Source organism: Massilia sp. TS11, assembly GCF_022012445.1.
Lineage (GTDB): Bacteria > Pseudomonadota > Gammaproteobacteria > Burkholderiales > Burkholderiaceae_D > Telluria.
The window spans coordinates 1-20,506 of sequence record NZ_JAKLTS010000025.1; the positions used below are offsets into that span (position 1 = coordinate 1).

Annotated in this window: 16 protein-coding genes; 7 read left to right on the forward strand and 9 right to left on the reverse strand. The window is 66.9% G+C overall.

From position 1 onward, the window contains the following. Positions 1 to 87: 87 nt before the first annotated feature. On the reverse strand, positions 88 to 1,881 hold the full coding sequence (locus LZ005_RS21255) for an ABC transporter ATP-binding protein/permease (RefSeq protein WP_237810708.1): 1,794 nt from the start codon (positions 1,879 to 1,881) through the stop codon (positions 88 to 90). A gap of 42 nt (positions 1,882 to 1,923) precedes the next feature. After that, positions 1,924 to 3,309 carry an amidase gene (locus tag LZ005_RS21260; RefSeq protein WP_237810710.1) on the reverse strand — a complete coding sequence of 462 codons (1,386 nt, stop codon included), beginning with the start codon at positions 3,307 to 3,309 and terminating at the stop codon, positions 1,924 to 1,926. A 115-nt stretch (positions 3,310 to 3,424) separates the two neighbouring features. Between LZ005_RS21260 and LZ005_RS21265 the strand changes: the two genes are divergently transcribed. Both LZ005_RS21265 and LZ005_RS21270 read left to right on the forward strand, forming a co-directional pair. Beyond that, positions 3,425 to 3,841, forward strand: a complete 417-nt coding sequence (locus tag LZ005_RS21265) for an acyl-CoA thioesterase (protein WP_237810712.1) — start codon at positions 3,425 to 3,427, stop codon at positions 3,839 to 3,841. Positions 3,842 to 3,843: 2 nt separating this feature from the next. Further along, the gene (locus LZ005_RS21270; RefSeq protein WP_307727829.1) at positions 3,844 to 5,412 is read left to right on the forward strand and encodes an alkaline phosphatase D family protein; all 1,569 of its coding nucleotides are present in this window, start codon (positions 3,844 to 3,846) and stop codon (positions 5,410 to 5,412) included. Here LZ005_RS21270 and LZ005_RS21275 read toward each other — a convergent pair. Beyond that, positions 5,399 to 6,859: a PLP-dependent aminotransferase family protein gene (locus tag LZ005_RS21275; RefSeq protein WP_237810714.1), complete on the reverse strand. Its 1,461-nt coding sequence runs from the start codon at positions 6,857 to 6,859 to the stop codon at positions 5,399 to 5,401. The genes LZ005_RS21270 and LZ005_RS21275 overlap by 14 nt on opposite strands. Before the next feature lie 88 nt (positions 6,860 to 6,947). Between LZ005_RS21275 and LZ005_RS21280 the strand changes: the two genes are divergently transcribed. Beyond that, positions 6,948 to 7,769 (forward strand): nuclear transport factor 2 family protein, encoded by an 822-nt coding sequence (locus tag LZ005_RS21280; RefSeq protein ID WP_237810728.1) that lies wholly within the window; start codon positions 6,948 to 6,950, stop codon positions 7,767 to 7,769. Positions 7,770 to 7,782: 13 nt separating this feature from the next. Here LZ005_RS21280 and LZ005_RS21285 read toward each other — a convergent pair whose 3' ends face one another. From LZ005_RS21285 to LZ005_RS21305, 5 genes are all read right to left on the reverse strand, one after another. Beyond that, positions 7,783 to 8,520 carry a flagellar brake protein gene (locus LZ005_RS21285; protein WP_237810748.1) on the reverse strand — a complete coding sequence of 246 codons (738 nt, stop codon included), beginning with the start codon at positions 8,518 to 8,520 and terminating at the stop codon, positions 7,783 to 7,785. A gap of 26 nt (positions 8,521 to 8,546) precedes the next feature. After that, positions 8,547 to 10,220, reverse strand: a complete 1,674-nt coding sequence (locus LZ005_RS21290; RefSeq protein ID WP_237810756.1) for a long-chain-fatty-acid--CoA ligase — start codon at positions 10,218 to 10,220, stop codon at positions 8,547 to 8,549. A gap of 3 nt (positions 10,221 to 10,223) precedes the next feature. Beyond that, positions 10,224 to 11,906, reverse strand: a complete 1,683-nt coding sequence (locus LZ005_RS21295; RefSeq protein ID WP_237810763.1) for a long-chain fatty acid--CoA ligase — start codon at positions 11,904 to 11,906, stop codon at positions 10,224 to 10,226. Between the two features lie 124 nt (positions 11,907 to 12,030). Beyond that, complete coding sequence (locus LZ005_RS21300; protein ID WP_269106919.1) at positions 12,031 to 13,113, reverse strand: aminopeptidase; 1,083 nt, start codon at positions 13,111 to 13,113, stop codon at positions 12,031 to 12,033. Continuing rightward, positions 13,110 to 15,182: a molybdopterin-dependent oxidoreductase gene (locus tag LZ005_RS21305; RefSeq protein ID WP_237810779.1), complete on the reverse strand. Its 2,073-nt coding sequence runs from the start codon at positions 15,180 to 15,182 to the stop codon at positions 13,110 to 13,112. Before LZ005_RS21305 ends, LZ005_RS21300 begins: the two co-directional genes overlap by 4 nt. Before the next feature lie 98 nt (positions 15,183 to 15,280). On the opposite strand from LZ005_RS21305, the gene LZ005_RS21310 reads away from it, so the two are divergent. Continuing rightward, positions 15,281 to 16,471, forward strand: a complete 1,191-nt coding sequence (locus LZ005_RS21310) for a M20 aminoacylase family protein (protein WP_237810781.1) — start codon at positions 15,281 to 15,283, stop codon at positions 16,469 to 16,471. Here LZ005_RS21310 and LZ005_RS21315 read toward each other — a convergent pair. Next, positions 16,468 to 17,358 (reverse strand): NAD(P)-dependent oxidoreductase, encoded by an 891-nt coding sequence (locus LZ005_RS21315; protein WP_237810783.1) that lies wholly within the window; start codon positions 17,356 to 17,358, stop codon positions 16,468 to 16,470. The genes LZ005_RS21310 and LZ005_RS21315 overlap by 4 nt on opposite strands. A gap of 55 nt (positions 17,359 to 17,413) precedes the next feature. On the opposite strand from LZ005_RS21315, the gene LZ005_RS21320 reads away from it, so the two are divergent. The 3 genes from LZ005_RS21320 (at position 17,414) to LZ005_RS21330 (ending at position 20,483) form a co-directional block, all read left to right on the forward strand. Next, positions 17,414 to 17,971, forward strand: coding sequence for an acyloxyacyl hydrolase (locus tag LZ005_RS21320; RefSeq protein ID WP_237810791.1), 558 nt, complete (start codon positions 17,414 to 17,416; stop codon positions 17,969 to 17,971). Between the two features lie 95 nt (positions 17,972 to 18,066). Continuing rightward, positions 18,067 to 19,023, forward strand: a complete 957-nt coding sequence (locus tag LZ005_RS21325) for a DUF2157 domain-containing protein (protein ID WP_237810798.1) — start codon at positions 18,067 to 18,069, stop codon at positions 19,021 to 19,023. Further along, positions 19,020 to 20,483 (forward strand): GDYXXLXY domain-containing protein, encoded by a 1,464-nt coding sequence (locus LZ005_RS21330; protein ID WP_237810801.1) that lies wholly within the window; start codon positions 19,020 to 19,022, stop codon positions 20,481 to 20,483. The genes LZ005_RS21325 and LZ005_RS21330 overlap by 4 nt, the downstream gene beginning before the upstream one ends. Positions 20,484 to 20,506: the final 23 nt, after the last annotated feature.

Below are 20,506 nucleotides of genomic sequence, written 5' to 3' on the forward strand. Positions count from 1 at the left end.
TGGACCGTGTCACTCGGAAGTCAGCGACAGGCTATGCGCGATTTAGTTCCCGCATGTCCGATTGCCGGACCTGACACCGTTTGGGATTTAGGCGGCTTCTTCGACGCGGGCTTGCTGGCGCTCCCACATCTGGGCGTACAGGCCGCCGGCGGCCAGCAGGGCGGCGTGGCTGCCGCGCTCGACGATCCGGCCCTGGTCGAGCACGAGGATCTGGTGCGCGTCCGCTATCGTCGACAGGCGGTGCGCAATCACCATCGTGGTGCGCTCGCGCGCGATCTCCTTCAGCTGGGCCTGGATGGCCTGCTCGGACTTGCTGTCGAGCGCGGAGGTGGCCTCGTCGAAAATCAGAATCGCGGGATTCTTCAGCAGCGTGCGGGCAATCGCCACGCGCTGCTTCTCGCCGCCCGATAGCTTGAGCCCGCGTTCGCCCACCACGGTCTGGTAGCCATCCGGCAGGCTGACGATGAAGTCGTGGATGGCGGCGGCGCGCGCAGCCACTTCGATCTCCTCGTGGCTGGCGCCCGGTCGGCCGTAGGCGATGTTGTATTCGATCGTGTCGTTGAACAGCACGGTGTCCTGGGGCACGATGCCGATCGCGTGGCGCAGACTGCCCTGGGTCACCTGGCGCAGGTCCTGGCCGTCGATCGTGATGGCGCCGCTGTTGACGTCATAGAAGCGGTAGAGCAGGCGCGACAGCGTCGATTTGCCGGAGCCGCTGTGGCCGACGATGGCGGTGGTGGTGCCGGCCGGGATCGTGAAATCGACGTCGAACAGGATCTGGCGCTTGGCCTCGTAGCTGAAATCGACATGCTGGAAGCGCACCTCGGCGCCGCCCACCTGCAGCGGCTGGGCCGTGGGCGCGTCGGCCACTTCGCGGTGCTGGTCGAGCAGCGAGAACAGGCGCTCCATGTCGGCCAGGCTTTGCTTGATCTCGCGGTAGATCACGCCGAGGAAGTTGAGCGGCTGGTAGAGCTGCAGCATGAAGGCGTTGACCAGCACCAGGTCGCCCAGGGTCATCGTGCCCTGGGTGACGCCGACCGCGGCGCGCCACAGGATCAGGGTGACGGCGACGGCGATGATCAGCGACTGGCCGGTGTTCAGCACCGACAGCGAACTCTGGGAGCGCACGGCGGCGTTCTCGTAGTTCTGCAGGCCCTCGTCGTAGCGGCGCGCCTCGTAGTCCTCGTTGCCGAAGTATTTGACGGTCTCGTAGTTGATCAGCGAGTCGATCGCCTTGGTATTGGCCTTGGAGTCGAGCTCGTTCATCGTGCGCCGGAAGTGGGTGCGCCAGTCGGTCACCTTGACGGTAAAGGCGATGTAGCCGATCAGCGCGCCGCCGGTGATCACGCTGAACCAGATCTCGTAGTGGATCACCATGTAGCCGAGCACCAGCATGATCTCGACCAGGGTCGGCACGATGTTAAACAGGGAGAAGGAGATCAGCGAATTGACGCCGCGCGTGCCGCGCTCGATATCGCGCGTCATGCCGCCGGTCTGGCGGTTCAGATGAAAGCGCAGCGACAGCGCGTGCAGATGGCGGAACACCTGCAGCGCGATGGTGCGCACGGCGCGCTGGGTGACGCGCGCGAACAGGAATTCGCGCAGCTCGGTGAACACCGTGGTCGACACGCGCAGCAGGCCATACGCGAGCAGGGCGCCGACCGGCAGCACCAGCACGGCCAGGCTGTCGCCCGGCTTGAGGCTCATCTGGTCGACCAGGGACTTGAGCACCACCGGCACGCCGACATTGGCCAGCTTGGCGCCGAGCAGGCAGCCAAGGGCGGCCAGCACGCGCCATTTGTACACCCACAGATAGGGCAGCAGGGTCTGGAGCGTGGCCCAGTCGCTGCGCTGGCGCGCGATCTGGGGAGCGGGGGGCATGGAGGAGGCGTGTCGGCGCATGGGTGTCGGTCGGTATCAGGTTCAGGCCAGCGCGCTTTCCACCAGCGCGGCGGCGTCCAGCAGATGGCCCTCGGCGCCGGGGGCGCAGGCCAGCATCACGCTGGGTATGAGGCCGCTGGCCGGGTCGCGGTGGCGCGGGGCGGGAATGGCGATGGCGGGCAGGTCGCAGTAATTGCAGAAGGTGAGTGCGGTCATCCGTTTATTCAAGCCCGGACGCAGGGTCTGGCGGTTCATGTCGCCGTGGCGCGGGGCCAGCATGCCGAGCGTGGGCAGCACCAAGATGCCATCGGCGCCGAGCAGGGCCTGGTAGTGCTGGCGCGCTTGGCGCAGCGTGGCGGCCAGGGCCTGGCCGGCGCGCGCGCTGTGCGGCTTGGTCAACATGCCGAGCGTGGCCCCGTGCAGCAGCCAGGTGAACAGGCCTTTGTCGATACTGGGGCGGCCGGCCAGCTGGCGCAGGGCCTCGGCCCAGACGCTGAAGGGCGCGCGCTCGGACAACTGGGCCTTCCAGGCCGCCTCGCTGTCATACAGGATCATGTCGGCGGCCTTCAGGAACAGCTGCGGCACATCGGGGAAGTGCGGGGCCTCCGGATGCAGGCCGGCGCTGGCCAGGGCTTCCTGGGCGCTGTCGAGGGCGTCCTGGATGCAGGGCGCGTCGACCGCATACGGAAAATGCTGGGGCGTCAGCAGGCGCAGGCCGGCCAGCGGCTGCGGCGCCGGCGCCGGCACGCGCGCGATCACGTTGTAGGCCAGGCGCGCATCGCGCACGCTGCGCGCGAGCGGACCGATGGCCAGCCAGTTGTCGGTTTCGCCGTGCAGGGCGGGCCAGGTGCCGCTCTTGTCGACCGCCTGGGCGCTGGGCTTGAAGCCGACCACGCCGCAGAAGGCGGCCGGAATCCGGATCGAGCCGAGGATGTCGGAGCCGAAGCCGAGCAGGCTGGCGCCGCTGCCGACCAGGGCGCCTTCGCCGCCGGTGGAGCCGCCGGCCACGCGGGCCGGGTCGAGCGGATTGGCGGTGATGCCGTAGCGCGGATTGCTGGTTTCGCCAGTCATCGCAAATTCGGGCACATTGCTGCGCGCGCTGATGATGGCGCCGGCCGCGCGCAGGCGCGCCACCACGGCGGCGTCGGCGCTGCAGGCGATCGGCTGCATGCGCAGCGAGCCGGCCGTGATGCTGGCGCCGGCCAGGCCGAAGGTCTCCTTGACGCTCACCGGCAGCCCGGCCAGCGGGCCGCTGTGCGGCTCGGCCGCCTGGCGCAGGGCGTCTTCGTCGAAGATGGCGGTGCAGGCGTTCAGGCGCGCCTGGGCCGCGCGCAGGCGGTCCAGCTGCTGCGCCATCAGGGCGCTGGGGCTGAGGGCGCCGCTGCGCAGCTGCTCGAGGATGGCGCTGGCGTCAACAGGGGTGGTCATCGGTGGTCTCCGCGTCGGGCAGGGCAAGCTCCCATTGTCGCACGGCGCGGCCAGGCTGCAGAGGGGCGCGTTTTGTGATTCAATGCTTGCACCCTGTCGTTTTTGTGAAAGCATCATGAGTTCTGCCGAAGCCTGCGTCACCCTCCCCGCCAACAAGCACCCGGTTCTGCGCGTGCTGCCGATGCCCTCCGACGCCAACGTCTATGGCGACGTGTTCGGCGGCTGGATCATGGCCCAGGTGGACATCGCCGGTTCGCTGCCGGCCACCCGCCGCGCCAACGGGCGCGTGGCCACCATCGCGGTGAACTCCTTCCTGTTCAAGCAGCCCGTGTTCGTGGGCGATCTGCTGTCCTTCTATGCCGATATCGTCAAGGTGGGCAATACCTCGATCACCGTGTATGTCGAGGTCTACGCCGAACGCAACCGCCTGCAGACCGAAGTGGTGAAGGTGACCGAGGCGACGCTGACCTATGTCGCCACCGGCGACGACCGCAAGCCGCGCGCCCTGCCCCCGCTCGACAGCGTGGCCTGAGCATGCAGCGGCGCGCCTGGTTGATTGAAGCGGGCCGCCTGACGGCCCTGGCGGCCAGTGGCTGCGTGGGGGGCGCGCTGGCGCGTCCGCTCGATGGCCCCTATCCGTTCAGCCTGGGCGTAGCCTCGGGCGATCCGCTGCCGGACGGCGTGATCCTGTGGACGCGCGTGCTACACGACCCGCTCAGGGCCGAGGCCACCGCGCCGATCGCCTACCAGCTGCGCTGGGAAGTGGCGGCCGACCAGAACTTCCGCCGCGTGGTGGCCAAGGGCAGCGTCACGGCACTGCCCGAGATGGGGCACAGCGTGCACGTCGACGTGCGCGGCCTGGCGCCCGACCGCTGGTACTGGTACCGCTTCATGCTGGGCGACGCCGTCAGCCCGGTGGCGCGCACGCGCACGGCCCCGCCGCCCGAGCAGCTGAGCCCCGCCATGAAGCTGGCCGTGGCCTCGTGTCAGCACTGGGAATTCGGCTACTACACGGCGCACCGCTATCTGGCCGAAGCGGCGCCCGATCTGGTGGCCTTCGTCGGCGACTACATCTACGAGTGGGGCCCGTACCGGCTATCGCACGCGGCCAGCAAGGAGGACGGCGAGGAAAGCACCACGCTGGCCGAATACCGCGCCCGCTACGCCCAGTACAAGAGCGACCCGCTGCTGCAGGGCGCGCACCATGTGGCGCCGTGGATCGTCACCTGGGACGACCACGAAGTCGTCAACGATTACGCGAATGACCGCGACTATGTGCTCGACCCGGACTTCCTGGCGCGCCGCGCGGCTGCCTACCAGGCCTTCTACGAGCACATGCCGATCCGCCTGCAGCTGCCGGCCAATCACAACTTTGCCCACACCCGCATCGAGCGCAGCATCGACTGGGGCCAGCTGGCGCGCTTCCATATCCTGGACGACCGCCAGTACCGCTCCTGGCAGGTCTGTCCGAAGCCCGGCCATGGCGGCTCGAATTCGGCCACGCTCAAGGCCTGCCCGGCCTTTCTCGATCCGGCCCGCACCATGCTCGGGAATGTGCAGGAAGACTGGTTCGCGGCCAGCCTGGCCAGCTCGCGCGCGCGCTGGAACATCATCACCCAGCAGACCCTGATGGCGCAGTCCAACCAGCTGCCCGCCAAGGACGGCGAGGGCCGCTTCTGGACCGATGGCTGGGACGGTTATCCGGTCGCGCGCAAGCGCCTGCTGGAGACGGTGGCGCGCAGCCGCGCCAGCAATCCGCTGGTGCTGTCGGGCGATGTGCACACCTTCTACGCGACCGAGCTGCGGCCCGATTTCTTCCGCCCCGCGGGCGCCGACAATCCGGTGGTGGCGACGGAATTCGTCGGCACCTCGATCACCTCGAGCTCGCGCCCGCAGGCGCGCACCCAGCAGTATGTGGACATGAACCCGCACCTGAAATACGGGCGCAGCGACCGGCGCGGCTACATGCTGCTGACGGTGCGCCCGCAGGCCGTGGACACCCTGTTCCTCGGCCTGGACGACGTGCACAAGGCCGACAGCGCCCAGCGCACCCTGGCCAGCTTCCAGGTGCAGGACGGGCGCCCCGCGATCATCCGGACTTGAGCACGGCCTTGACGATGCGCGCCAGCGCCCGCGCGTGGCGCGCGATGTCGTTCTCGTGCACGGCGCCGTAGCCGAGCACAATCCCGCCCTGGCGCGCGCGCCCCAGATACAGGCTGGCCAGCGGCTGCGCCACCAGACCGGCGGCGCGGGCGCGCACGGCCACCTGTTCGTCCAGCCCGGCCGGCAAGGCCGCAATCAGGTGCATGCCGGTGTCGCCGCCGGACAGCGGCGCCAGCGTGCCAAGCTCCTTTTCCCACACCTGCTGCAGCAGGTCGCGGCGCTGCTGATACACGAGGCGCATGCGCCGGATATGGGCGGCGAAATGCCCTTCGCTGATGAAGTCGGCCAGCGCATGCTGGGTGACCTGGCGCCCCTCGAAGCCGAGTTGGGCGGCCGCGCGCGCAAAGCGTTCGGCCACCGGTTCGGGCAGCACCAGATAGGCCAGGCGCAGGCCGGGGAACAGGCTTTTGCTGAAGGTGCCGACGTAGATCACGCGCTGGCCGGCGTCGATGCCCTGCAGCGAAGCGAGCGGCCGGCCGCTGAAGCGGAATTCGCCGTCGTAGTCGTCCTCGATGATCCAGCAGTCGTGGCGCGCCGCCGCCTCCAGCAGGGCGCGGCGGCGGCGCAGGCTCATCACGACCCCGGTCGGAAACTGGTGCGAGGGGGTGATGTAGATCAGGCGCGGCGGCGTTTCCCAGTCGGCCGCGCGCGGGGCCATGCCTTCGCTGTCGAGCCGGATCGGCTGCACCTGCAGCTCGGAGGCATAAAACACGCGCCGCACGCCCGGATAGCCGGGGTCCTCCATCCACACGCGCTCGCCGCCATCGGCCAGCAGGCGCGCGCACAGGTCCAGGCCATGCTGGGCGCCGTTGACGATCACCACCTGCTCGGGCGTGCAGCGCACCTGGCGCGCCAGCTGCACGTGGGCGGCGATCGCGGCGCGCAGCTTGGGCAGGCCGCCCGGCCCGGCGTAGCGCAGATCGCCCGCGCGCAGCTGGCGCCAGGCGCGCGCGATCAGGCGCTGCCAGAGGGCGAAGGGAAAGGCCGTCACATCCGGCACGCAGGGCGCGAAGGCGCCGCCTTCTTCGATCGCCACTTCGTCGAGAATGGCCTGGGCGCGGCGCGACAGGCCGGGACTGGCGCTGCGGCGGCGCGCGCGCGGCGCCGGCGCCGCCTGCAGCAGCTGCTCGGGCAGGGTGGCGGCCACGAAGGAGCCGGCCCCGACCCGGCTGACCAGATAGCCTTCATCGGTCAGGCGCGCATAGGCCTCGATCACCGTATTGCGTCCGAGCCCGACCTCCAGCGCCAGCTGGCGCGAGGACGGCAGGCGCTGGCCCGGGCGCAGGCTGGCATCCAGAATGCCGGCGCGGATCGCGCCATACAGTTGGTGGGCCAGGGTCTCGGGGGCGCCGCGGTCAAGCCTGGCGGCGAGCAGTTCCTCCAGCATGGTGGTTCCTTATTTTTGCGCGAATTGGCGCTATCGATGGAACCACCCATTGTATACCATGGCGCCATTTCGACCCGAGGACTTTGCCATGCGCCCTGCCCTGTTCTGCCTTTGCCTGCTGGCCGCCAGCGCCAGCGCCACGCCCGAGGACGACGCCAAGACCGTCGCCGCCCTCGATATCGCCTATCAGGCCGCGGTCCTGCGCGGCGACGCCGACGCCATGGCGGCCATCGTCCATGACCGCTTCACCCTGGTCAACGGGCGCGGCACCGCCTACGACAAGGCGGCCCTGCTCGCGTCTACCCGCAAGGGCGAGCTGCGCTTCAGCCATCAGGAAGTGGTCGACAACAGCCGCCAGGTGCGCGTGCTGGGCGACACCGCCGTGGTCACGGCCAAGCTGTGGCTGCAGGGCAGCTACCAGAACGGCAGCGCCTTCGACCGCACGCTCTGGTACAGCGACACCTATGTGCGCACGCCCCAGGGCTGGCAGTACTTTTTCGGCCAGGCCTCGCTTGCCCTCCCCGAGCGCGGCGCCGTCACCAGCGGGCCCGAGGTGGAAGCCGTGCGCGCCCTCAATGAGGCCTATCTGCGCGCCTGGCGCCGCCACGATCTCGACTGGTTCCGCCAGCACCTGGCCGAGCAGTATGTGTGCACGGCGCCCGATGGCAGCAAACTCGACAAGGCGGCCTTCCTCGCCTATCCGGACCAGAGCGCGGCCGTCAAAGCCCACCAGCTCGAGGACCTGCAGATCACCGTGTACGGCGGGACCACGGCCGTGGTCAATGCCGTCAACGTCGTCACCTGGCAGGACGGGCGGCGCTCGGCCAGCCGCTACACGGATACCTACAGCAAGGAAGACGGGAAATGGCTGGCCGTGTCGGCCCAGCTGACCAGCGTGCCGGTCAAGTAAGGGGATCGCCGGCTCAGGTCGGCTTCATGGTGGCGATCATCTGGCGCTCGAGCTTGTGCACGAAACGCTGGATCTGGGTCTGGCGCTGCAGCGGGATATTCACGAATTCCAGGCCCGCATGCTGGACCTTGGTGCCGTTGTGGCGCGTCACTTCCCACAGGGCCTTGACCAGCACCGTCACCTCGACCTCGCCCAGCTCTTCGTGCGAGAGCTTGCAGTTCTTGAACAGCACCATTTTCTGGATGGCCGGATCGACCGGCTGCGGCACCACCACGCCAACGCCCTCGACGCAGATGTCGAACAGCGGCATCGTCACCTCGCGGGTGGCGTCGATCTGGATCTTGCACAGCACCGGATTGGTGATCGGGGTCTTGACCCGGTAGGCGCCGCGACGCTGGATGCGCTGCAGGCGGTCGGGCAGCGGGATGCGGAAGGCGCGCTGGCCTTCGTAGTCGTCCATGACGACGCTATTGCCATGCCACAGCAGCTTCACGCCGTCGTGCAGGGCGTGGTACATCACGCGCCGGCTCGCCAGCAGCTGCTGGTTGAACATGTCATTCGCGTTGATGTCGAGGTACATCTGGCCGGCGCGGCGGTCCACGTCGAGCACCACCGTCACCAGCACGTCGCTGCCGCCGTTGAAGGTGGCGTTGAGCGGCGTGGCGCGCTTGGCCAGATTCAGCAAATTCATGGCGATGACGTCTTCGTCGTAGACTGAAAATTCCTCGTCGTTGTCGGAAACGTATGCCATCGGCCGGCCTCACTGTTGGGCGCGACCTATTTTTTTTCGTCGCGCAATTCCCTCCGCAGGATCTTGCCGACATTGGTTTTCGGCAGTTCCGAACGGAATTCGATGTACTTCGGTTTTTTGTAAGCCGTCAGCTCTTCCTTGCAGAAGTCGAGCAGCGCTTCGGCCGTGAGGGACGGGTCCTTCTTCACGACGAACAGCTTGACGGCTTCTCCGGAATGCTTGTCCGGCACCCCAATGCAGGCACACTCTAGCACACCCGGGTGGGCGGCGACGACGCCTTCAATTTCGTTAGGATACACGTTAAAGCCGGAGACGAGGATCATGTCCTTCTTGCGGTCGACAATCCGGGTGTAGCCGCGCGTGTCCATGATGCCGACGTCGCCCGACTTGAAGAAGCCGTCCGGCGTGAAGACGCTGGGGTTGTCGGCCTCGCGCTTCCAGTAGCCGCGCATCACCTGCGGGCCGCGGATGGCGATCTCGCCCGGGTGGCCGGGCGGCACCGGCTGGCCGTCGTCGTCGAGAATGGCGATCTCGGTCGAGGGCAGCGGCAGGCCGATGGTGCCGGTGAATTCGCTGATGTCGAGGCGGTTGGCCGTGGCCACCGGCGAGGTCTCGCTCATGCCATAGCCTTCGACGATCGGACAGCCGGTCAGCTCGAGCCAGCGGTCGGCCACCGACTGCTGGACGGCCATGCCGCCGCCATTGCAGACCTTGTAGCTGGAGAAGTCGAGCTTGGCGAACTCGGCGTTATTGAGCAGGCCGTTGTACAGGGTGTTCACGGCCGGCAGCACGCTGACGCGGTATTTGGCCAGCTCCTTGATGAAGCCGGGGATATCGCGCGGATTCGGAATCAGCAGATTCATGCCGCCCAGGCGCGTCGCCATCAGCGCGCAGATCGTCAGCGCATAGATGTGGTAGAGCGGCAGCGCGCAAACGAACACCAGCTGTTCGTGCTGCATGGTTTCGCCCAGGGCCGGCAGCAGCCAGGCCTCGTTCTGCAGCACATTCGCGATCACGTTCCGGTGCAGCAGCACGGCGCCCTTGGACACGCCCGTGGTGCCGCCCGTGTACTGGAGGAAGGCGATGTCGTCATGGCCGAGCTTGACCGGATTGAACGGATAGCGCGCCCCTTCGGCCAGCACGCTGTTGAAGGACACGGCGCCCGGCAGCGACCAGGCCGGCACCATCTTCTTCACCTTGCGCACGACGAAATTGACGAGCAGGCCCTTGAGACCGAGCATGTCGCCCATCGACGCCACGATCACGTGCTTGACTTCGGTCTTGTCGATCACCTGCTCGACCGTGGTGGCAAAGTTTTCCAGCACCACGATGGCCTCGGCGCCGGAGTCGACCAGCTGGTGCTGGAGCTCGCGCGCCGTGTAAAGGGGATTGACGTTGACGATCGTATAGCCGCCGCGCAGCACGGCCGCCATGGCCACCGGATACTGGAGCACGTTCGGCATCATGATGGCGATGCGCGCGCCCTGCTTCAAGCCCTTCGCCTGGAACCAGGCCGCCATCCGCGCCGACAGTTTATCCAGCTCGCCGTAGGTGAGGAACTTGTCCATGCACACATAGGCATTGCGCTCGGCGTACTTCTTGAACGCCTCCTCGAGCAGGTGGGTCAGCGAGCGGTATTGGGTCGGGTCGATGTCGGAGGGCACGCCCTCCTGGTAAGACTTGAGCCAGAAACGGTCCATGGATTAGGCAGCTTTCTTTTCGTCGCGCAGCATTCGGCGCAGGATTTTGCCGACATTGGTTTTCGGCAGTTCAGTTCGGAATTCGATGTATTTCGGCTTCTTGTAGCCGGTCAGGTTTTCTTTGCAGAAGTCCATCAGCTGTTCGGCCGACAGGGTCGGATCCTTCTTCACGACGAACAGTTTGACGGCCTCGCCCGAGTACTCGTCGGGCACGCCGATGCAGGCGCACTCGAGTACGCCCGGGTGGCTGGCCACCACGCCTTCGATTTCATTCGGATAGACATTGAAGCCCGAGACCAGGATCATGTCCTTCTTGCGGTCGACGATCTTCACATAGCCGTCGGCATCCATCACGCCGACGTCGCCCGATTTGAAGAAGCCGTCCGGCGTCATCACCTTGGCGGTCTCGTCCGGACGGTTCCAGTAGCCGGCCATCACCTGCGGGCCGCGGATCGCGATCTCGCCGGCCTGCCCGATCGGCAGCGGCTGGCCATCGTCGTCGAGGATGGCGATGTCGGTGTTCGGAATCGGCAGGCCGATCGTGCCCGAGAAGGCGGTCAGGTCGGCGCGGTTGCAGGTCGCCACGGGCGCCGTTTCGGACAGGCCATAGCCCTCGATGATGTGGGTCTTGGTCAGCGCATGCCATTTGTCATTGACGGCCTGCTGCACGGCCATGCCGCCGCCGTTGGAAATCTTCAGGCCCGAGAAGTCGACACTGGCGAAGTCCGGATGGTTGAGCAGGGCGTTGTACAGGGTGTTCACGGCCGGGAACATATTGACCTTGTACTTCTTCAGTTCCTTGATGAAGCCCGGGATGTCGCGCGGATTCGGAATCAGCAGGCTCATCGCGCCCACGCGCGTGCCCCACATGGCGCAGGCCGTCAGGGCGAAGATGTGGTACAGCGGCAGCGCGCAGACGATGGTCAGCTGCTCGTCGGCCGCCATGTCCTTGAAGGCCGGCTTGGACCAGGCCTCGGTCTGCAGCACATTGGCGATCACGTTGCGGTGCAGCAGAGTGGCTCCCTTGGAGACCCCGGTGGTGCCGCCCGTGTATTGGAGGAAGGCCACATCGCTCTGGCCAATATCGGGCGCCTTGAAGGGCAGACGCGCGCCCTCGGCCAGCACGTCCTTGAATTTGAAGGCGCCCGGCAGCGACCAGGCCGGCACCAGCTTCTTCACCTTGCGCACGACGTAGTTGACGATCATGCCTTTCAGGCCGCCGAGCATCTCGCCCATATTGGCGACGACCACATGCTTGACCGGGGTGCGCGCGATGCAGTGTTCGAGTGTGCTGGCAAAGTTCTCGAGCACGATGATGGCTTCGGAACCGGAGTCATTGAGCTGGTGTTCGAGTTCGCGCGGCGTGTACAGCGGGTTGACATTCACCACCGTGTAGCCGGCGCGCAGAATCGCGGCGATGCAGATCGGATACTGGAGCACATTCGGCATCATCACGGCCACGCGCGCGCCCTTGGCCAGGCCGCGGCTCTGCAGCCAGGCGGCGAGCTGACGCGAGTACTGGTCGAGCTCGGCGTAGCGCATGAACTTGTCCATGCACACGTAGGCATTGCGCTGCGCGTATTTCTGGAACGACTCTTCCATCAACTGGACCAGCGAACGGTACTGGTCAGGATTGATGTCCGCAGGAACGCCTTCGGGGTAGGACTTCAGCCAAATTTTCTCCATCGTCTGCCTCTGATCTCGTTGTTATGTGTTGTCGACAGAGCATAAAAGTGCTCAGTTTGTCACATGATGCTATCGGGCAGAGTCGAGGGATGCAAGGGATTTTGGCGCGATTGGAGGATGCCTTCTACGGGGAAACGACATGCTGCGTCGCAGCATCCGGCGCCCTTGCGAGCAGGCTGTTCAGGTAGGCGTGGCGGGCGTCTTTGTCGCGCGTGGCCAGCTCCTGTGCAGTGCGATAAAAGGCCGCCAGATTCGGGCTGCGCGCCAGCAGCGCGCGCAGGGCCGGCACCAGATCGGCATAGGTGGCGACGGCCGCCAGATGGGCATTGCTGAGCGGCTCGGCGAACCAGCGGTCGTAGCCGGCATAGCCGCCCCAGCGCTGCTTGAGGGCCTGGTAGTTCTGCTGCAGCTGGGCGAACAGGCGCGCCTTGCCGGCGCGCTTGTCGGCATCGCTGCCCGGCGCGGCATACAAGGCGGCCAGCGCGCGCCGGCTGTCGAGCAGCAGCGCGTTCCAGTCGTGGCGGCGGGCATCGTGACGCGCATAGGCTGCGCGCAGTTCGGGCGTGCCGTGCAGGTCGAGCCAGCGCTGCACGCCGACTTCTTCGACGGCGGTGGCGAAGCCTTCGTTGAACTGCGGATCGCCGGGCGCGTAGGCGACCTGATGCGCGAGCTCGTGGAACACCAGGCGCGCCAGTTCGGCCTCCGGGTAGTCGATGAAAGTCGACAGCAGCGGATCATTGAACCAGCCGAGCGTCGAGTAGGCGCTGACGCCGCCGACCTGCACGTCGAAGCCTTCGGCGCGCAGCTCCTGCGCATAGGCGTCGGCCGCCTCCTTGCTGTAGTAGCCGCGATAGCTGACACAGCCCGCGACGGGAAAGCACCACTGCAAAGGCTGCAGCGAGAGTTCGGGCGCGGCCACCACATTCCAGACGACGAAGCGGCGCGGCAGCGCGGCATAGCGGCGGTAGCTGGCATTGTCGGGCAGGGCCAGCACCTGCACCGCGAAGTCGCGGATGCGGCGCGCCTGGGCGAGCTTGTGTTTGAGCTGGGGATCGGTCTTGCTATCGGCCAGCCAGTCATCGATGGGGCGCGCCTCGGCCAGCAGGGCCATCTGGCCTTGCGCGGCCTGGGCGTAATACTGCAGGGTGCTGCAGGCCGACAGGCTGCCGACCAGCAGCCCGACGGCGACAATACGGAAGGGTTTCAGACTTTCTCCACCTGGACCAGGGTATCGTAAAAGGTCGGTGCGCGCCCCATGTCGGTCAGGCGCTGGCTGGTCACTTCGTTGGCATTCTTGCCGTCGCTGGCGAGCTTCTTCCACCACACCGACAAACCCACCACGAGGCCAGGCCGCGCCTTGTCCGTCACGCGCGCACGCGCCACGAAAGCCCCGCGGTCGTTGAAGATACGCACCATCTCGCCATCGGCCACGCCACGCGCGGCGGCGTCGTGCGGATGGATATCGAGGTGCGGCTCCCCTTCGGTCGCGCGCAGGCTCTCTACATTGACAAAGGTCGAGTTAAGAAAGTTCCTCTGCGGCGGAGAAATCATCGCCAGCGGATACTTCGCGGCCAGGGCCGGGTTGCTGGCCACCGATTCGTAATTCGGCACATGGGTTGGCAGCGGGTCGAGGCCGGCTTCGAGCATGCGCGCCGAATAGAACTCGCACTTGCCCGAGGGCGTGGGGAAATTGCCTTCGGCGAAGGGGGCGGCCGGCATCGCCAGCTTCTGCCAGCCCTTGCGCTTGAGCGCGTCCCAATCGAAGTGGATGGTGCGTTCGTGGTCCTTGCGGAAGGCCTGGGCCGCGATCTGATCGTCCGTTTCGCGGAAGCAGGGATCGTCGAAGCCCATGGCTGCGGCCAGCAGGCGGAACACTTCGGTATTCGGCTTGGCCTCGCCGAGCGGGGCGATCGCCGCGTTATTGGCCAGCATGTAGTTGTGGCCGTAGGCGCTGTGCACGTCGACATGCTCGAGCTGGGTGGTGGCCGGCAGCACGATGTCGGCATAGTCGGCCGTATCGGTCTGGAAGTGTTCAAGGACAACCGTGAACAGGTCCTCGCGCGCGAAGCCCTGGGCCACCTTGGGCGACTCGGGCGCCACCGCCACCGGATTCGCGTTGTACACGATCAGCGCCTGAATCTGCGGGCCGAAGTCGGGCGAGGCCGGACGCAGCAGATCGTCGCCGATCGTGCTCATGTTGATCGTGCGCGGGCTGTTCGGCAGCAGGTCGGCGCGCTGCAGGGCCGCCTCGTTCTTGGCGAAGCCGCCCGAGGCCGACAACTGGATGCCGCCGGCCGCATGGCGCCAGGCGCCGACCAGGGCCGGCAGACAGGCGATGGCGCGCACCGCATTGCCGCCGCCATGCACGCGCTGCACGCCATAGTTGACGCGGATGGCCACGGCCTCGCCGCGGCGCGCCGTCTGGCCGTATTCGCGCGCCAGCCCCAGCACTTCCTCGACGCTGATGCCGCAGGTGGCGGCCGTGCGCTCGGGCGTCCACTCGGCCGCGCGCGCCTTCAGCTGCGCAAAGCCGAGCGTGTGGGCGGCGATGTAGTCGTGGTCGAGCAGGTCCTCGGCGATCAGCACATGCATCATGCCGAGCGCCAGGGCGGCGTCGGTGCCGGGCAGCACGGCGATGTGCTGGTGGCATTTCTCGGCCGTCAGCGAGCGGTAGGGATCGATCGCGATCAGACGCGCGCCACGGCGCTTGGCTTCCTGCGCGCGCATCCAGAAATGCAGATTGCTGGCAATCGGATTGCCGCCCCAGATCAGGATCAGCTTGCTGTTATCGAACTGCTCGATGTCGGTGCCGATGCTGGCGCCGATCGTGTAGCGGTAGCCGGTGGCGCCGGCGGTGGCGCAGATCGTGCGGTCGAGCAGGCTGGCGCCCAGCTTGTGGAAAAAGCGCGCGGCCATCGACTCGCCCTGCACCAGGCCCATGGTGCCGGCATAGCTGTAGGGCAGAATCGCCTGGGGATCGACGGCGGCGATGGCTGTCAGGCGGGCGGCGATGGTCGAGATCGCTTCGTCCCAGCTGATGCGCTCGAACTTGCCCTCGCCCTTCTTGCCGACGCGGCGCAGCGGAAATTGCAGGCGGTCACGGTGGTAGGTGCGCTCCGTGTAGCGGGCGACCTTGGTGCACAGCACGCCTTTGGTGGTGGGGTGCTCGGGGTCGCCTTTCACCTCCCTGGCCACCCCGTCTTCGACAGTCACGAGCAGGGCGCAGGTATCGGGGCAGTCGTGTGGACATGCAGCCCGGACAATGGTGGTCGTCATGGCAGAAAGAAATGCTGGTACAGAAACCCATACTGTATACGAAACGCAGCAAACGCAGGCGCCAGCGACTACAATACTCAGATAACAAGGAGAGCCAGATGAAACTTGTCGACGAGATCATTGCGTTCCAATCGGAGATACAGCAGCTGCGGCGCGACATCCACGCCCATCCCGAGCTGTGCTACGAAGAACAGCGCACCTCGGACCTCGTGGCCGCCAAACTGAGCGAGTGGGGCATTCCCGTCATCCGCGGTCTGGGCATCACGGGCGTGGTCGGCGTCATCCGCCAGGGCGACAGCGCACGCGCCATCGGCCTGCGCGCCGACATGGACGCGCTGCCCATGCAGGAGGTGAACAGTTTTGCGCACGCCTCGCGCCACGCGGGCAAGATGCACGCCTGCGGCCACGACGGCCACACGGCGATGCTGCTGGCGGCGGCCAAGCATCTGGCCACGCGGCGCCAGTTCAATGGCACCGTCTACCTGGTGTTCCAGCCGGCCGAAGAAGGCGGTGGCGGCGCCAAGCGCATGATCGAGGATGGCCTGTTCGAACAGTGCCCAATGGATGCGATTTACGGCATGCACAACTGGCCGGGCCTGCCGGTCGGGTCCTTCGGCGTACGCCCGGGACCGATGATGGCCTCGAGTAATGAATTCCACTGCGTGATCAAGGGCAAGGGCTCGCATGCGGCCCAGCCGCACCGTGGCATCGACCCGGTAATGGTGGCCGTGCAGATCGCCCAGACCTGGCAGACCATCATCACGCGCGAAAAAAATCCGCTCGACACGGCCGTGCTGTCGATCACCCAGATCCACGCGGGCACGACCACCAATGTGGTGCCGGACGAAGCCCACATGGTCGGCACCGTGCGCACCTTCACCACCGGCGCGCTCGATCTGATCGAGCGGCGCATGGGCGAGATGGCGGCGCACACGGCGGCCGCGTTCGGCGCGCATGTCGATTTCAGCTTCCGCCGCAACTACCCGCCGCTGATCAATCACGAGCAGGAAACGGCCTTTGCGGCCGAGGCCATGCGCGCCGTGGTCGGCCACGACAATGTGGACACCAGCACCGAAGCGACCATGGGCGCCGAGGACTTTGCCTACTTCCTGCAGGCCAAGCCGGGCGCCTATGTTTTCATTGGCAATGGCGATGGGGCGCACCGTGCCGAGGGCCACGGCCTCGGCCCCTGCCAGCTGCACAATGCCAGCTATGACTTCAACGACCAGCTGCTGCCGATCGGCGCCAGCTTCTGGGTGCGGCTGGTCGAAATGGCCCTGCCCGCTTAATCGAACTTGTCCGGCGCCGCCCCCACGCGGCGGCCGGGGTTACGCGCTTCGAGTTCCAATAGCAAGGCCGCATGGTCGGCCGTCGGGTGCTGCTGCGCGAGCGCGCGGTAGCGCTCCGCCATCATCGCGCTGATGGGCAGGCTGAGGCCGGCGTCGCGCGCGGCGGCCAGCACATTGTTCTGATCCTTCAATTGGGTTTTGACCTGACCGCCGGGGACGAAGTTCCGGTCCAGCATGCGCTGGCCGTGCAGCTCCAGAATCCGGCTCTCGGCAAAGCCGCCGCGGATGGCCGCGCGCACGGCGGCCGGGTCGGCGCCCGCGGCCTGGGCCAGCAGCATGGCTTCCGCCACGATGCCGATGGTGCCGCCGACGATCAGCTGATTGCACAGCTTGGCCACCTGGCCGCTGCCGGCCGGGCCGACGCGCGTGACCCGTCCGAGTACCGCCAGCACCGGCGCGGCCTCGGCCACATCGGCCTCGCTGCCGCCGGCCATGATGGCCAGCGTGCCGGCCTGGGCACCGGCCACACCGCCCGACACCGGCGCATCGATGAAACGCAGACCGGCGGCCTGCAGGCGCGCGGCGCTGGCCAGGGCTTCATCCTGGCGCGTCGAACTCATGTCCACCCACAGACTGCCTGGCTGGCAATCAGGGAGGGTGGCCGGCATGACCTCGGCCACGGCAGCGCCATCGGACAGGATGCTGATCACCAGCGCGGCCCCCTGCACCGCCTCGGCCAGCGTGGCACAGGCGCCTACGCCCGGCACGGCGGCGGCCTTGGCCGGATTGCGGTTCCAGGCGCGGACGGTATGGCCGGCCTGGGCCAGGCGGGCGGCCATGGGCGCACCCATGAGGCCGATTCCGAGGAAAGCGATAGTGGTCGACATGGCAAACTGGGATGTGTGGTTAAATACGGCGTCGCTGCAATCTGAGAAAGCCATTATGTCTGCATTTAAAACTCTTTGGAAATCGGCCGGTCTGCTGGCCATCGCCCTGGCAAGCGCCTGCGCAGGCGCCCAGGAATTCAAACCGACCAGCGCCGCCGTCGAATTCGCGACCGGCAATGCCACCCAGATGCTGCGCGTCGGCGTGCAGTCCGACTGGAACCAGGACTGGGCCGCCTCGGGCGGCATGCACTGGAACGGCTACTGGGATGTGACCGCTGCCTACTGGCGCGGCAACCGCTACCAGAACGTCAAGGGCCGCACCCAGTCCTTCGGCGATATCGGCTTCACGCCGGTGTTCCGCTACGAAGCCCAGAACAAGAAGGGCTGGTATGCCGAGGCCGCTGTCGGCCTGCACTATCTGGGCGAGCGCTACGATAACTTCGGCCGCCAGATGTCGACCAAATTCGAGTTCGGCGACCACATCGGCGCCGGTTACGTGTTCGACAATGGCCTGGAACTGGCCATGAAGATCCAGCACTTCTCGAACGGCGGCATCAAGCATCCGAACGGCGGCGTCAACTTCGTCGAAGCCAAGGCCGCCTTCCACTTCTGATCCCCGCGGTCGCGCTTTTCGATACTGCCTGCGGTCAATATTGGCAAACTTGAGGTGATGGACAATGCTGTACACCATCACTTCAAGGAGGCCACATGCACGACCGCACCTTCCTGCTGTCCCTGGCTGCCGCCCACGCGCTCGACGCGCCCGCGCTTGAGCGCCTGCGCGCACTAGCTGGGCTGAACCACGAACCGCCAGCACTTGCGCAGCAACTGCGCCGTGGCTTGGCCCTGTGCGCCGGCGTGCTCGGCGCGCTCGGGCTGATCTTCTGGATCGCCGCCAACTGGGACCTGCTCGGCCGCTTCGGCCGCTTTGCTCTGCTGCAGGCGGCCTTCCTCGTCTGCTGTACCGGCTGCCTGCTGCGCGGTCCGGCGCGCCCGGCCTTCGGTGTGCTGGCCCTGGCCGCGATCGGCGGGCAACTGGCCTACTTCGGGCAGACCTATCAGACCGGGGCCGATCCCTGGCAACTGTTCGCCCTGTGGGCCGTGCTGGCGCTGCCCCTGTGTTGGCATGTGCGCAGCGACTGGCTGTGGCTGCCCTGGAGCGGGCTATCGGCGCTGGCCATTCAACTCTGGCTGGCCGCACACGGCAGCAGCCCGTTTGGCGGCGCCGCCAGCCTGCTCGGTCTGGACCTCGCAGCCTGGGGCCTGCATGGCGCGCTCGCGCTGTGGCTGTCGCCGCTGCTGTCTGCCCACACTGGCGCCGGGCGCTGGGCCTGGCGCAGCGCCTCGTCATTCGCCATCCTCGTGGTGTGTCTGTCGGGCGCGGTGGCGGCCTGGCAGCCGCATACGGAAGCGCGCTTCGTGTTGGCGGCGGCCGTGCTGATGCTCGGGCTTGCTGCGGCACGCGGACGCGATTTGTTCATCGTCTGCGCCTGTCTGTTCGCGCTCGATGTACTGGCGATGAGTCTGGCGAGCCGCCTGCTCCTGAATCAGGCGCACGGCGAGGTCATCGGTGCAATGTTCCTGCTGACCTCACTAGGTGCAGGCCTGCTGAGCCTGAGTGTCAGTTGGGTGATGAAGCAAGTGCGTGCGGCGGAGGGTGCATGATGAGCGAGCGTCCGTGGCTCCAAGCCGCCATTGCGGAAGGCCTGCTCCCTTCCAACGTGGCCGCCACGCTGCCCTCGCGCCGGCCTCTGCCGGTGGTAGCCCTGTCTGCCCTCGGCGCCTGGCTGGTCGCGCTGCCGATGATTGGTCTGCTGTCTGCCCTGCTTGCCAGCCTTGGCAGCCGGACGGGCATGCTGGTGCTCGGCATCATACTTCTCGGTGTGGCCCTCGCCTTGCTGCGCGGTACGCGCCTCAGCATTTTTCTTGAACAACTGGGCTTTGCCATTCTGGTGGCAGGTATGGCAGCTTTGACCGGTGGCTTGAACGCCTTGCTTGACGTGCCGGCGACGGCCTTGCTGCTGGCCTGCCTTTGTCTCAGCCTTGCCGCCGTGCTCGAGCAAGCCTGGTTGCGGGCGCTGCTTGGGGCGGCTGCCGCTGCATTCGCCTTGGCGATTGCCGATGAGGCGCGCTTGTGGCTGGCACTGCATCTGCTGCTGGGCGCGGCCCTTGTACTCGCCTGGCGCATGCGGACACTGCCGGCACGCATACAACTGCGCGTCGACGGGCCGCTCGCCGGCTGGCTTGGCACGCTGCTGATCGCCGCCATCGTCTTTGGCGTCGGCAAGCGGGCGCCCAACCTTGGCCAGGGCGCACTATCCAGCGTGTTGGCGATGGTTGGCTACGGCGCCCTGGCGCGTGCGTGGCCCAGCCTGCTGTCGCGGCGCCTACTGCCTGCGGCGATGGTGCTCGCAGCGCTCGCGTGGTGGCAGACGACCTTGGGTGTCGTGCTGATCATCGCGGCGCTGGCGGCACGTCAACGGCACTGGCCGCTGTTGATCCTTTCCGGCGTGTGTGCACTGGCGGCCATCGGCCTTAGCTACTACCAGCTCGACTGGAGCCTGGCGCAAAAGGCATGGTGGCTGGTCGCCGCAGCCCTGGCCCTCGGCCTGCTTGCCTGGCAGCCAGGCGCCGCGCAGCGGGCCGCGCCCGCATGGCAGGCCAGCGTCGCCCTTGGACTGAGTCTGGTGGCGACTCTGGCTGTCATCAATGTGGGGATCTGGCAAAAGGAAGAACTGATCCGCACCGGACGCCCGGTCTTCATCGCGCTGCAGCCCGCCGACCCACGATCCCTCATGCAGGGCGACTATATGCGGCTGAACTTCCTGCCACTGCAATCATCGCGCATCGAGCGGGACGCGCAGGCCCGTCTGTGCGGGCGCACCGATGCGCGCGGCGTGTTGGCGGACGCGGAGATCGGCCACGGCGCGTGTGCGGACCCGGCGATGACGTCGATGGCCCTGCACTGGCGCGGCCAGCGCTGGATGCTTGTCACCGATGCCTGGTATTTCAAGGAAGCGGAAGGCGTACGCTTTGCCGCGGCACGCTATGGCGAATTCCGCGTCACGCCCACAGGGGAAGCTCTGCTGGTCGGTCTGCGCGATGCGGACTTGAAGCCGCTGTAAAGCAAAAAACCCCGATAACGCGA